The 13241-nt window shown below is 70.3% G+C and carries 13 protein-coding genes; 8 read left to right on the top strand and 5 right to left on the bottom strand.

Going from position 1 to position 13241, the window contains the following annotated elements:
- Positions 1–13: 13 nt before the first annotated feature.
- From ACWED2_RS01565 to ACWED2_RS01550, 4 genes are all read right to left on the bottom strand, one after another.
- Positions 14–1279: a mannosyltransferase family protein gene (locus tag ACWED2_RS01565; protein ID WP_449688468.1), complete on the bottom strand. Its 1266-nt coding sequence runs from the start codon at positions 1277–1279 to the stop codon at positions 14–16.
- Complete coding sequence (locus ACWED2_RS01560) at positions 1272–1718, bottom strand: GtrA family protein (RefSeq protein ID WP_449688467.1); 447 nt, start codon at positions 1716–1718, stop codon at positions 1272–1274. Before ACWED2_RS01560 ends, ACWED2_RS01565 begins: the two co-directional genes overlap by 8 nt.
- Complete coding sequence (locus tag ACWED2_RS01555; protein ID WP_449688466.1) at positions 1715–2719, bottom strand: glycosyltransferase family 2 protein; 1005 nt, start codon at positions 2717–2719, stop codon at positions 1715–1717. The genes ACWED2_RS01560 and ACWED2_RS01555 overlap by 4 nt, the downstream gene beginning before the upstream one ends.
- A 119-nt stretch (positions 2720–2838) precedes the next feature.
- A complete protein-coding gene (locus ACWED2_RS01550) occupies positions 2839–3597 on the bottom strand; it encodes an LLM class flavin-dependent oxidoreductase (protein WP_449688465.1) in 759 nt (252 codons plus the stop codon).
- A gap of 204 nt (positions 3598–3801) precedes the next feature.
- Here ACWED2_RS01550 and prmC point away from each other — a divergent pair, with 204 nt between their 5' ends.
- Positions 3802–4668: a peptide chain release factor N(5)-glutamine methyltransferase gene (gene prmC, locus ACWED2_RS01545; RefSeq protein ID WP_191316922.1), complete on the top strand. Its 867-nt coding sequence runs from the start codon at positions 3802–3804 to the stop codon at positions 4666–4668.
- 496 nt (positions 4669–5164) lie between these two features.
- Here the strand turns inward: prmC and ACWED2_RS01540 are convergent, their stop codons facing one another.
- A complete protein-coding gene (locus ACWED2_RS01540; protein ID WP_449688464.1) occupies positions 5165–7138 on the bottom strand; it encodes a M6 family metalloprotease domain-containing protein in 1974 nt (657 codons plus the stop codon).
- A 648-nt stretch (positions 7139–7786) separates the two neighbouring features.
- Between ACWED2_RS01540 and ACWED2_RS01535 the strand changes: the two genes are divergently transcribed.
- From ACWED2_RS01535 to ACWED2_RS01505, 7 genes are all read left to right on the top strand, one after another.
- Positions 7787–8437, top strand: a complete 651-nt coding sequence (locus tag ACWED2_RS01535; protein WP_091317420.1) for an L-threonylcarbamoyladenylate synthase — start codon at positions 7787–7789, stop codon at positions 8435–8437.
- A 74-nt stretch (positions 8438–8511) separates the two neighbouring features.
- Entirely contained in the window at positions 8512–9669 is a 1158-nt protein-coding gene (locus ACWED2_RS01530) for a glycosyltransferase family 4 protein (protein WP_449688463.1), read from the top strand.
- Between the two features lie 47 nt (positions 9670–9716).
- Positions 9717–10160: a hypothetical protein gene (locus tag ACWED2_RS01525; RefSeq protein WP_449688462.1), complete on the top strand. Its 444-nt coding sequence runs from the start codon at positions 9717–9719 to the stop codon at positions 10158–10160.
- Between the two features lie 543 nt (positions 10161–10703).
- Positions 10704–11489, top strand: a complete 786-nt coding sequence (gene atpB, locus ACWED2_RS01520; RefSeq protein ID WP_449688461.1) for a F0F1 ATP synthase subunit A — start codon at positions 10704–10706, stop codon at positions 11487–11489.
- Between the two features lie 55 nt (positions 11490–11544).
- Positions 11545–11802 (top strand): ATP F0F1 synthase subunit C, encoded by a 258-nt coding sequence (locus tag ACWED2_RS01515; RefSeq protein ID WP_449688460.1) that lies wholly within the window; start codon positions 11545–11547, stop codon positions 11800–11802.
- Between the two features lie 29 nt (positions 11803–11831).
- Positions 11832–12383 carry a F0F1 ATP synthase subunit B gene (locus ACWED2_RS01510; RefSeq protein ID WP_449688459.1) on the top strand — a complete coding sequence of 184 codons (552 nt, stop codon included), beginning with the start codon at positions 11832–11834 and terminating at the stop codon, positions 12381–12383.
- A 25-nt stretch (positions 12384–12408) separates the two neighbouring features.
- Positions 12409–13236, top strand: coding sequence for a F0F1 ATP synthase subunit delta (locus tag ACWED2_RS01505; RefSeq protein WP_449688458.1), 828 nt, complete (start codon positions 12409–12411; stop codon positions 13234–13236).
- The last annotated feature ends 5 nt before the right edge of the window (positions 13237–13241 follow it).

The following is a 13241-nucleotide window of genomic DNA, read 5'->3' as shown; positions in this document are numbered from 1 at the left end:
CCCCTGCCGGGGATCAGCCGGACCAGAAGCCGGTGATGAAGCGGAGGTAGATCATTCCGCAGATCAGCGCGTTCGCGTACAGGACCACGTGCACCGCGCCGCGCAGCTTCGGGCGGCGCTCGCCGAACAGCACCAGCGCCACGTACATCACCAGGCACGGCAGCAGGTAGCGGTGCACCGACACCACGTTGCTGTTCATCGTCAGCATCACGATCGACGCGAACCCGAACAGCGCCAGCGGGACGCCCTTCGCGCGCAGCGCCACCAGGACGTACACCGAGGACGCGAACAGCAGGGCCAGGCCGATCATCGGCAGCACGTGGCTCATCAGCGTCCACGCGTCCATCTTGGTGTCGCCGAGGAGCGCGTGGCCGGTGAGCTTGGCTTCGAACCACAGCGTTTCGAAGATGTCCGGGTTGAACCGGTGGTACGACCACTCCCGCACGCCCTTGAGCGCGTTGAAACTGGCGAAGAAGTCGCCGGTCTGGAGCTTCATGGCGACCAGCACGCCGCCGAGGCCGAGGAACGCCGCCGGGAACCACAGCAGGTGCCACGACAGCAGGCCGCGCACCTTCCAGCCCTTCGACCGCCAGAACTCCAGGAAGCACAGGCCGACGAACACCGCGGCCGTGATGCGGGAGGCCGTCAGCGGGATGAGCGTCAGCCCCATCCAGAGCCATTGGCGGCGCAGCGCGAACAGGTAGGCCCAGAAGCCCAGCGCGCAGAACACCGCTTCGCTGTAGAACGAGTGCAGGAAGAACGCGGCGGGCGCGGTGAGGAACGCCGCGACGACCAGCCACGGGGCCCGCTCGCCGTCGAAGAAGTGGCGGCCGATCTTCAGCAGCGCGACCGCGGCGAGCCAGGTGGCCACCAGGTTGACCACGAACCCGGCGGCGAGCAGGCCGAGCGTGCCGAAGCTGACCGTCTGCACCAGCCAGACCAGGAGCGGGAACACCGGGTAGAACGCCCGTGTCGGGGCGTAGCTGCCGGTGTAGGCGTGCATGGCGATTTCGCCGTAGTTGCCGGCGTCCCAGCGGTAGGTGTGCGCCAGCAGGCTCATGGTGGAGCCGATGCCGGTCTTCGGGATGCCCTCGTCGACCGGGCTGGAGGGGGCGAACAGGTACGCCAGCGCGATCAGCACCACGTTCCAGGCGAGCACCACGGCGAAGACGCGGGCGTAGTCGCCGTTCACCCAGGCCCAGCGGTTGACGCGGGCCTCTTCCGTGCGTTCCGGCTCGACCTGATCGGCGACCCGGGACGGCACGGCCGTGCTAGTCATGCGTGACCTCGGCGACCGGCGGCCCGGCGACCGGCGGCTCGGCCGCCGCGGGGCGCTGCCGGAAGACGACCTTGTGGTAGAGGACGTAGTTCCAGACCAGGCCGACCGCGATCCCGGCGAACTTCGGGATCAGCACGTTGATGCCGGGGAACGCCGCGGTGACGGCGAAGATGATCGCCGCCTGCACCACCCACAGCCCGAACGCGGTGACGGCGAAGAACAGCAGCGCCTGGCGGCGGACGTCGCCGTCCTTGGCGCGGAACGTGAAGTTCCGGTTCAGGGTGAAGCTGAGCAGCATGCCGGAGGTGGTCGAGATGAAGTTCGCCACGAACAGCGGGACGCCCAGGGTCACCAGCAGCGCGTAGCCGAGGGCGTCGACGAGGGTGTTCGCCACGCCGACGATCCCGAAGCGCAGCTGGGTCGCCGAGATCAGCTTCACCGGGCGCTTCTTCCCGCTTCGGCGCTTTCGCGGGCCTCGGCGGGCCTCCCGGGGCCGGTGCGCACCGACGCGACGCCGTAGAGCGGCCGGTTCTGCACCTGCGAGTACGTGCGGCCGATGTAGCTGCCGAGCACGCCGAGCATGATGATCTGGATGCCGCCGAGGAAGAACATCGCGATCCCGAGGAAGGCCCAGCCGGGCACCGCCGTCGCCGGGGCGAACAGCTTGACGCCGCCGACGTAGAGGATCCCGAGGAAGCTCAGGAACGAGATCAGGTACCCCATGCGCGTGATCATCCGCAGCGGCGTCACCGAGAAGCCGAGGATGCCGTCGGCGGCGAAGCGCAGCATCTTGCGCAGCGGGTAGCCCGTGACGCCGGCGTGCCGCTTGTCGCGGTCGAACAGCACGGCCGTCTGCTTGAACCCGATGTAGCTGACCAGCCCGCGCAGGAAGCGGTCGCGCTCGCGGTACTTGCGCAGCTCGTCGACCACCTTGCGGTCGATCAGCCGGAAGTCGCCGGTGTTCTTCGGGATGTCGACCGCGGCCATCTTCCGCAGGAACCAGTAGAACCCGCCGGCGGTGAGCTTCTTGAACGCCGAGTCCTGCCGCGAGCGCCGCTGCGCGTAGACGACGTCGAAGCCCTCTTCCCACTTCTCGATCAGCTCGAGCGCCACCCGCGGCGGGTCCTGCATGTCGCTGTCCATGATGATGACGGCGTCCGCGTCGACCAGGTCCAGCCCGGCGGTGACCGCCATCTGGTGCCCGAAGTTCCGGGACAGCTCGACCACGGTGACGCGCTCGTCGCGGGCGCTGAGCTCGGTGAGCTTGGCCAGCGAGCCGTCGCGGCTGCCGTCGTCGACGTAGAGGAAGCTGAAGTCGTACTTCCCGGCGAGGGGGGCGGTCACCTCGTCCACTGTCCGGTGCAGCAGGTCGATGTTCTCTTCCTCGTTGTAGATCGGGAAGATGAACGCCACCCGGCGGGTGATCGGCTCTGTGGGCACTGCTGGGCTCCCCGGAGTTTCGGTGTGAAGGGCTCGGGCGACGTCATCGAGCAGGCATCCCCGCCCCCGGTGCCCTGCATCCTAGAAGATCCGGCCGGCCCGTATTCCGGGACCCGGGGTCAGCCCACCGCCGCGGCCAGTTCGATCATCCGGCTTTCGGTGCCCTCGTGGCCGCCGAAATGGACGACCACCGCGTCGGCGGCGGTCGTCCGGGCGTCGACCCGCCACTGCGCCCGCGCCGCCGCCCGGACGGCCCGCCCGCCGTCCAGCTGCCGCAGGACCGCGACCCGCTCGCCGAACTCGGCGGGGGACAGGCCGGCGCTCTGCCAGGCCGTGCCGATCCGGGCCGCGCGCCGCAACGCGGCCGTCGAGTTGCCCCCGACGGTGACCGGCACCGGGCCCGCGGGACGCGGCTCGAAGTACCCGCCGCCGGGCCCGCGGCCGGTGCGGAACAGCTCGGCGAGCAGGTCGAGGGTGGCGTCGGTCTGCCTGCCCCTGGTGCCGAAGTCCGCGCCGACCTCGGCGAACTCCGGCTCGTTCCAGCCGGTGCCGACGCCGAGGCCGAACCGCCGGCCGGACAGCCGGTCGAGTGTGGCGACCTGCTTGGCCAGCGCGAACGGCTCCCGCAGCGGCACGATCAGCACCGACGTCCCGAGCCGGATGCGGCTGGTCCGCGCCGCGATGTAGGCCAGGGTGACCAGCGGCTCGTGGACACCACCGGACACCTCGCCGTAGGGGGCGGGCGGCAGCAGGTGGTCGGGCAGCCAGGCGGTGCGGTAGCCGAGGTCTTCGGCGAGCCGGGCCGGCTCGGCGAGCCGGGTGGGGTCGAGGTCCGGCTGCTCGTTCGGCAGCACGGCGTCCAGGAAATGTCCGGTCATGCCGGCGACGTCAGGCCTTCACATCAGTGTGAAGGTCAACTTGCCGGGGGCACGTGCGGATCGGGGCGCCGGACCGCGCCGGCGGGGTACTTGTCGGCCGATCCGTGCGGGTGCCTCGATACGCTGGACCGCGTGGGACCGGCGCGTGTCCTCACGGGGGAGTTCCGCCTGGTGTGCCAGGCTCGACGAGGTGAAGGACGACGAGTGAATCGGCAGCCGCTGCGCTTGGCCATCATCGAGGCCACCCGGATCCTCGAGCGCGCGGGCGTCGCGTCGCCGCGGTTCGACGCCGAGGTGATCGCCGCGCACGTGCTCGGGGTCGAACGCGGCCGGCTGCCGATGGTGCCGCTGGTCGACCCGCCGGTCATCGAGGCCATCGGCCAGCTCGTCCAGCAGCGCGCCAAGCGCATCCCCCTGCAGTACCTGACCGGCTGGGCCGCCCTCGGGGACATCACGGTCGCGGTCGGCGCCGGGGTGTTCGTCCCGCGGCCGGAGACCGAGCTGCTGCTCGAGTGGGGGGTCAAGTTCCTGCAGGGCCGGGAGTTCCCGGTGGTGGTGGACCTGTGCACGGGCTCCGGAGCGCTGGCGCTGGCGGTGGCCCACGCCCGCCCCGACGCGGTGGTCTACGCGGTGGACATCGACCCGCAGGCGCTGGCCTGGGCCCGCCACAACGCGGACGTCCACGCCGACGCGGGCAACACGCCGATCAGGCTGTACTCGGGCGACATCGGCGACCCGACGATGTTCGCCGAGCTCGACGGCCTGGTCGACCTGGTGCTGTGCAACCCGCCGTACGTCCCGGAGGGCACCCCGGTGCCCCCGGAGGTGGCGGAGCACGACCCGCCGCGCGCGGTGTTCGCGGAGGAGAGCGGCCTGGCGGTGATCCGCCACGCGATCGCGGCGGGCGCCCGCCTGCTGCGCCCCGGCGGCGGCCTGGCGATCGAGCACGACGACACCCACGGCTCGGCGGTGCCGGCGCTGGTCCGGGCCCGGCGGGTGCTGACCGGCGTCGAGGACCACGCGGACCTGACCGGCCGGGCTCGCTTCGTCACGGCGCGCCGGCTGGGCTGAGCCCGCGGGGGCGCCCCCCGGGTCCAGCGTATCGGCGCCGTCCGACGAAAAGCCGGGGAAATCGGCAGTCCCGGTCTCGCTGTCCACATCATCGCGGCCCTGTGGAAACCTCGGGCGAAGCCGGCTTGCGACCTCACCCCGGGCGGTCCCGCTCGGTCTGGCGTGGCTGCCGAGCGAAGCCGGTCGAGGACGCCGAGCTGGTCTCGATGGTCGAGCAGGCGGAAGTCGCGCCGGACGCCGCTGAGTTGTTCGACCTGAGCCGCATCGACGGGGAATTTCCAAGGACGCCAAGAGCCGCGGACCGCGCGAGCCGCTTGAGTCGCTGAGCCGCTTGAGCCGCTCAACCTGCGTGAGCCGGTGAGCCGGTGGGCCGCTGAGCCGCCGAGCCGCCTTGGGGGCGCCCCCCGTTTTCCACGCTACCGGGCAGCACCGACAGTTCTGGTGCCGCCGGACGCCGGAGGGGGCTGCTTATCCACAACCCCCTCCGGAGCGGAGGCTAGAAGCCGAACGCCGTGCAGCTCGCCGTCGCGGTCTTCGACGGGTCGCTCACCGACGTCGCCGTCAGCTTCACCCGCGCCGCCAGGTCGCCGCCCTGGCTGCGCTTGGCGTACGCCGGCACCTTCACGTGGCCGCCGAACTTCGCCGTTGTCAGCTCGTTCGGCAGGCGAACCTCCCAGCCGCGGGCGTCCGTCGACGCGCTCAGCCGGTACGTGTCCGTGTCGTACGGGGCCGCCGCGCCGCGGGCCGAACCCGTGTTGAGCAGGCCGAAGTCGCACGTCGCCAGGCCTCCGCGGGCGACCGACGGCAGGGCCGGCGTCAGCGCCGCGCCGCGGGCCTGGCTGCCCGCGCCGTCCAGCGAGGCCACCGTCACCGTGTACGACAGGATGCCCCGGCGGTCCCTGGCCAGGTCGGTGACCAGGAACCGCAGCCGGTTCGCCTGGTCGGTGTACTCGTACGGGCTCGCCGCCTCGGTGCCCGCCTTGAACAGGGCGTCGTTGAGCTGCCGGTAGTCGCCGATGGTGATCTTCACCGGCGTGCCGTCCGCCTTCGTGTAGTCGGTGATGCCGATGTCCTGCGGGTTCGCGTCGATCACCCACTCGAAGGGCGCGTTGTCCTTGTTCTTGGTCTTGGCGATCAGCACCCCGGAGTCCGGGGCGAACGAGTCCGCGCCCATCCGGTCGACGACCTCGACGGTGTAGTTGTCGTAGCCGCCGCCGTCGCAGAACGGGTCTGTCGCCCGGTCGCACGCCGGGCTCTTGTCCCCGCCGGTCAGCTTGATGTTCAGCCCGGTGAACGCGCCGGGCTGCGCCTCGGCCTCACGCGCCGTGATGCGCGCCGACACCGGGCCGGACGTGGCCAAGGCGTTCCGGTCGAGCTGCAGGACGTCGGCGGGGTCGACGATGCCGAGCTTCAGCTTGTTGCGCAGCATGTGCTGGGCACCCATCGAGCTGCCCTGCGTCGCCGGGATCTGCCAGCGCGTGTGCGGCCCGCCCGGCCCGTTGAACGTGCCGCGCGAAAGCATTTCCCACGCGCCGGAGTAGTCACGCCACGGCGGGATGCCGAACGGGTTGTTGTAGTTGTCGCCGATGCCCAGGATGTGGCTGAACTCGTGGGCGTAGGTCGACTGGCCGGAGCTTTCGGCCTGCACCGAGCTGCCGCTCTGGGCGTTGGGCCAGATGCTGGCGGCCGACGCCCACGACGTCCACGGCACGTACCGGGTGGCCGCGTAGTTGGGCAGGTCGTGGTTCGGCGGGCCGAAGCTGTCGGGCACGTTCTCCTTCGTCCCGAACTTCATCTCGCCGAACTCCTGCCAGGTCGAGCTCTCGTCCTGGCCGGCGGAGAGGTAGAAGACGAAGTCGAACTGCTTCGCGGTGTCGCCGACGTCGGCGCGCCAGGCGTCGCCGGCGTCCTTGCGGAGGTCACGGGCGCAGTTCGCGCCGGGCGGGCATGCGCTCGGCTGGAACTCCATGCCGTACTCGTAGGACTTCCCGGGCATCCGGTACGGCCCGAACGCGGTCAGCTGCACGCCGAACCGGCCGCCGGAGTCCTCCATCCAGTACTCGTTGATGGTGTGGCCGTTGTTGAGGGCCTCGGGCTTGTTGAGGAAGTCCTGGTAGTACTGCGCGACGCCGGCCCGCGGGATGTTCGCGGCGGCGGGGCCGGGATTGCCGAAGATGGTCGACTTCGCCGGCTTCGTGACGACGAAGTCCTGGTCCGGGTAGTCGGCGAGGACGACCGCGCCCTTGAAGGTGCGCTGGGTGGGCTTGAGGCTCGGGTCGGCCCAGTTGGTGCCGGGAACCTTGCGGTAGTCGGACCAGGTCATGTGGTCCTGGTTCTCCCAGTGCGCGGCATCGATCGGGGCGGGCCAGCCACGGGTGAGCGGCTCGGCCGCGGCGGTCCCGGCACCGAGCCCGCCAAGCACGGCGACGGCGGCGAGCAGGGCGAGCGCTTTCGGGGTTCTGGGGCGCATCTGCGGCTCCTTCACTGGGAACCCACGGGGGTGGTGGTTCCCGAAGATCGACCGTATTGAGCCCCGCTGTCGCGGTTCTGCCTCGCGGCGAGGTTTACCCGCTTGCCCCACGACGAAAGTCTGGCCGGTCCGGCACCTCCCGCCTGCGGCGAACGCGCGATCGGTTCTCGCCTGAGCGTTGTGGACAACTCCGGCTCCGGGCACCGGGATCGCCGGGAACTGTCGGTGGTCGCCGGTAGCGTGGAAGACGGGGGCGCCCCCAGGGGCCCGGCAAGGTCGGAGGACCCTTTCAGGTGACTCACCGGCGTGAGCGGCTGGCTGACCGGCGTGAGTGGCAGCGGCAGGCTGCTGGTCTGGCTGGCACCAGCCCAGACTTCCCCCGCCGCCCCGATCCGAAGCCAGAACGCGGCCGGTAGTGCCGGGTCAAGGCACGCTTTCCCGCCTTGACGCGGTGCTGCCGGCCGTAGTCACAATTCCGGCTTCGGGGTGGTGGGCATCGACTCGGGTTTCGGGTGGCCCCGAAGAGCCGATCCCACCGCGCCGAGTCCCCGACGGCAGCCACCCCGCCGGGCCGGGTGTGACGCCCACCGCCGTTCCGGTGTGACGCCGCGAACGTCCCCGCCAAGCGCCGGACTACGCTTGGCGTCCATGAGCGTGGTCTACGACTGCAGCAAGCGGGAGACCCGGGCCGACGGGCTGGCCGCCGCGGCCGGGGCGGTGCGGTCCAGCAGGCTGGTCGTCCTGCCGACCGACACGGTCTACGGGATCGGTGCCGACGCCTTCGACGCCGGGGCCGTGCAGGCGCTGCTGCGTGCCAAGAACCGCGGCCCGGACATGCCCGTCGGTGTGCTCGTCGGCTCGTGGTCCACTGTGGACGGCCTGGTGCTCGGGGTGCCGCCGCAGGCGCGGGCGCTCATCGAAGCCTTCTGGCCCGGCGACCTCTCCATCGTGCTGCCGCACGCGCCGAGCCTGCAGTGGAACCTCGGCGACGCCCGCGGCACCGTCATGCTGCGGATGCCGCTGCACCCCGTTGCCCTCGAGCTGCTGCGTGACGTCGGCCCGATGGCCGTCTCGAGCGCGAACGTCTCCGGGCGGCCGCCGGCCAGCACCGCGCAGGAAGCTCAGGAACAGCTCGGCGATTCGGTCGCGGTGTACCTCGACGGCGGGTCGAGCGGTGCGCCCGTCGCTTCGAGCATCGTGGACCTGACCGGCACCGAACCGGTCGTGCTGCGCGAGGGCGCGGTCGGCAAGGAAGCCATCGCGGAGGTGCTCGGTGTGCCCGCGGAATCGTTGGCCTGAAGCCGGATCACGGGCGGAACCGCGGCACGATAGCGTGTCGCGGGTGACCCCGACCCCGCGAGCGTGACGTCCCCGTGCCGCCCACATCCGGTCTCCTCCCCATCCGGGAATACATCCTCGTCGCGCTGACCGCGACGGCCGTGACCTACCTGCTCACCGGTGTCGTGCGCCGGATCGCGATCCGGGTCGGCGCGATCGCCAACCCGCGTGCCCGCGACGTGCACGTCGCCCCGATCCCGCGGATGGGCGGGGTCGGCATCTACCTCGGCGTCGCCGGCGCGATGGGCCTGGCCCACCAGCTGCCCGCGCTGTCACACGGCTTCGACGCCTCCTTCGACTCGGTCGGCGTGCTGCTGGCGGCCGGTGTCATCTCCCTGATCGGCGCGCTCGACGACCGGTTCGAACTGGACGCCTGGACGAAGCTGGCCGGCCAGGTCATGTGCGCCGGGATCCTGGTCATCTTCGGTGTGCAGTGGGTGTCGTTCTGGGTGCCGTGGGGCGGCACCGGCGCCTCGTTCGGCTCCGTGCTGGTGCTCGACAAGAACCAGGGCGCGCTGCTCACCGTCGTGATGGTCGTGGTCATGGTCAACGCGATGAACTTCGTCGACGGCCTCGACGGGCTGGCCGGCGGCCTCGGCTTCATCGCGGCCGCCGCCACCTGCGCGTTCTCGCTCGGGCTGCTCGACAGCTCCGGCGGCGACGTCGGCACCTACCCGCCCGCGCTGATCGCGGCCACGCTCGCCGGCGCCTGTCTGGGGTTCCTGCCGTACAACTTCCAACCCGCGAAGATCTTCATGGGCGACTCCGGCTCGATGATGATCGGCCTGATGCTCGCCGGCGCGACGACGTCGGCGTCCGGGCGCGTGCCGTACCCGCAGTTCAGCGGCAAGGACGCCATCGCGCTGCTCTCGCCGCTCGTCGTCGTGGCGGCGGTGTTGTTCGTGCCGATGCTCGACCTGATCATGGCCGTCGTCCGGCGCACGCGCCGCGGCGAAAGCCCGTTCGCGGCCGACAAGATGCACCTGCACCACCGCCTGCTGGAGATCGGCCACTCCCAGCGCCGCGCGGTCCTGCTGATCTACTTGTGGGCCGGCATCCTCGCCTTCGGCGCGGTGTCGGTGACGCTGTTCGACGACGCCGCGGCGCTGTGGATCATCGGCGTCGGGCTGGTGTTCGCGGTGGTGGTTTCGATCGTCCCGCGGCTGCGCTCGCGCAACCAGCCGGGAACGTGACCCGCGGGGGTCTCTACACTCGGGGGCAACCGAGCAGGGAGCCAGGTGTGAGCGAAGCCGAAACGCACGAGCAGGAGAACCCGCACGCCGAGGTGGTGCTGCGGGCCGCCCGCGCGATGACGAAGGCTTCGCTGCTGGTGACCCCGCCCGCGGTGCTCGTCTGCATCGCGTTGTTCAGCATCCTGAACGGCCTGCCGGGATTCCTCGGTTCGCTGGTCGGTGGCGTGCTCGCGATGCTGGCGTCGCTGTCCACACTGGGCATGATGAAGTTCAGCGCGGGCCAGGACCCGATGTTCGTCATGGTCATCGCGCTCGGCGGGTACGTCGTGAAGGTCGTCCTGCTCTTCGGGGCGCTGACGCTGCTGAAGGGCGTGACCGCGCTGCACCCGATGTCGCTCGGCATCACGATGATCGTGGCCATCATGCTCGCCGCCGCGGCCGAGTTCGCCGCCTTCCGCAAGACGAAGATCCCGACGATCATCCCCTCCTGACGCCGTCCGGTTCGTCGCGGGCTTCCATTACTCTTCGTGCACCCACCTGCGGCCGCTTGAGTGTGACCGGGACCACAAAAGTGCGCTTTCGTGCGCGGCTGCGAACGGTGACCGGGACCGCGCCGACGCCGGTGCCTGCGACGTTCCGGACGCGGTCCCGGCCCGCACCGGACCTGGGTCCCGGGACGACCCGGGACCTAAGTCCTGGGCTGATCGGTTGGTTAGGAGTACGGCTGTCCGGCACGGATTGACCTGCTGGTATGGTCCGCGTCAAGGGTGGCGGCCTCGGCCGCGCGCTTCCCGAGACGAACCGCGATCAGCAGTGTGGCGACCGTGTAGTTCCGCCTTCCGGCCGCTGGTCCGAAGTAGACCGCAGGGCAGTGTTCAAGCGAGACAACCCCGTGTGCGGAACGTGAAGGTGTGTTCTGCGGACGGTGGGGTAGCCGCCTCCGACGTCCCGATACGTATCGGGTACGTTAAGTCCAGATCGTGACGATTCCCCCGGCGGAGTGAACGCCGGCCGGGAGAACCGGAAGGAGCCCAGTGGGCGCGCTGGTATTGGCCGAGGGTGCGACGTTCGCGCCGCCCGGCGCCGAAAGCTTCGAGTTGCCGGCGCTGTTCGGCAATGTCACCAAGCCGATGCTGCTCGTCGTGCTTTCGGTTGTCATCATCGCGACGTACTTCCTGCTGGCCACCCGCAAGCTGCAGGTCGTGCCGGGCAAGGGGCAGTTCGTCGCGGAGTCGATCTACGACTTCACCCGCAACAACATCGCGCGCGAGCAGATCGGTTCGAAGGATTTCAAGCCGTTCGTGCCGCTCGTTTTCTCGCTGTTCACCTTCGTACTGGTGAACAACCTCTACGGGATCATCCCGTTCCTGCAGTTCCCGACCATGGCGCGGTTCGGCTTCCCGGCCGCGCTCGCGGTCCTCGTCGTCTACCCGGTGTACCACTACGTCGGGTTCAAGCGGCACGGCTTCAAGGGCTACTTCAAGAAGGAACTCGCGCCGCCGGGCGTGCCGGGCCCGGTGCTGCCGCTCTTCGCGCTGATCGAGTTCGCGGAGAAGTTCTTCCTCAACCCGCTCACGCTCGCCATCCGTGTTTTCGCCGCCATGTTCGCGGGTCACCTGATCCTGGCGGTGTTCACCCTCGGCGGCACCTTCCTGCTGACCGAGACCTCGGGCTGGGCGCTGAAGCCGGTTTCCCTGGTGGCGTGGATCTTCGCCATCGGGATGACGTTCCTCGAGGCCTTCATCCAGGTGCTGCAGGCCTACATCTTCGCCCTGCTGTCGGCCGGGTACATCGGCGCCGCGCTGGCGTCGGAGCACTGAGAACACAAGCCCCCGATCCACGCGAGCGCGTGGACCGAAGTGAAGGGAAATGCACGTGAGCAACATCGTTCTGGCCCAGGCCGCGGAGCAGGCTGCCAACATCAACCCCGGCCTCGCCGCCATCGGTTACGGCCTGGGTGCGATCGGCCCGGGCATCGGTGTGGGTCTGATCTTCGCCGCCGCCATCAACGGCACCGCCCGCCAGCCGGAGGCGCAGGGCAAGCTGCAGGGCATCGGCTTCTCGACCTTCGTTCTGACCGAGGTGCTCGCCCTGATCGGCATCGTCATCTACTTCATCGCCTCCGCCGGCTGAGTAACCCTCACCTCGCTTAAGGAGACGCCGTGCTGAACAGTGCCTTGGTCCTCGCCGCAGAGGGCGAAACGCACAACCCGATCATCCCCGACATCTCGGAGCTGATCCTCGGCATCGTCGCCTTCCTGATCCTGCTGTTCATCCTCAAGAAGTACGTCGTCCCTCGCTTCGAGGCCGCGTACGAAGAGCGTGCGCAGAAGATCGAGGGAGGCATCGAGAAGGCCGAGCGGGCCCAGGCCGAGGCCGAAGAGGCGCTGGCCAAGTACAAGGCCCAGCTGCAGGAAGCCCGCACCGAAGCCGCGAAGATCCGCGACGACGCCCGGCTCGAAGCCGAGCAGATCAAGGCGGAGCTGCGGGCCGAGGCGGAGGCCGAGTCCCAGCGCATCGTCGCCCAGGGCCAGGCCCAGCTGCAGGCCCAGAAGGCGCAGATCATCGCGGAGCTGCGGGCCGACATGGGCCGCAACGCCGTCGAGCTGGCGAGCCGCATCGTCGGCGAGTCGCTCGAGGACGAGGCGCGCCGCCGCGGCACCGTCGACCGGTTCCTGGCGGAGCTCGAAACCGCCGGTGCCTACCGTGCCTGATTCGGAAGCGGGGAAGTAACCAGAAATGACGCTGCATGCTGCGAGCCGTGAAGCGCTCGGCCTCGCCGAGGAACGCCTCGGCGAGGTTCTGGCCGACGCCGACGCGACAGTGTCCTCCTCGGTCGGCGACGAGCTGCTCTCGGTCGTCGACCTGCTGGACCGGGAAATCGGCCTGCGCCGGGCGGTGAGCGATGCTTCGGCGACGGCGGAGTCGCGCACCGCGCTGGTGCGCCGGCTGTTCGACGGCAAGCTGTCCGAACCGGCCCTGAAGGTGCTCGACGCCGTGGCGGGCAGCCGCTGGTCCAGCCCCCGCGAGCTGACCGACGGGCTCGAGTCGCTCGGCCGCTCGGCCCTGCTCACCGCGGCGGAGAAGACCGGGAACGTCGACACCGTCGAATCCCAGCTCTTCCAGGTCGCCCGAGTCGTGGCCAACCACCCGGAGCTCGAGAAGGCGCTGTCGGACCTGACCGGTTCCGCCGACGCGAAGCGCACCCTGGTGCGCGGGCTGTTCGCCGACAAGGTGGACGTGGTCACCGAGACCCTCGTCGAGCAGGTCGTCCGCCGGGCCAAGGGCCGCGGCGTCGGCGTCGGGCTCGACAAGCTGGTCAAGCTGGCCGCGGAGCGGCGTCAGCGCTCGGTGGCCTACGTGACCAGCGCGAACGCCCTGAGCGACGAGCAGATCGCCCAGCTGGGCGCGAAGCTCGACGCCATCTACGGGCGGCCGATCGCGCTGCACGTCGAGATCGACCCCCGGCTAGGCGGCGGGCTCGTCGTCCGCGTCGGCGACGAGGTCATCGACGGGAGCGCGGCGGGGCAGCTCGCGGCGTTGCGCAGGCGGCTGGCCCGGGCATAGCCGCG

The organism is Amycolatopsis sp. NPDC005003, assembly GCF_053600695.1.
Note: the sequence above shows the minus strand (reverse complement) of the source record. Positions and strands in the feature narration are given on the sequence as shown.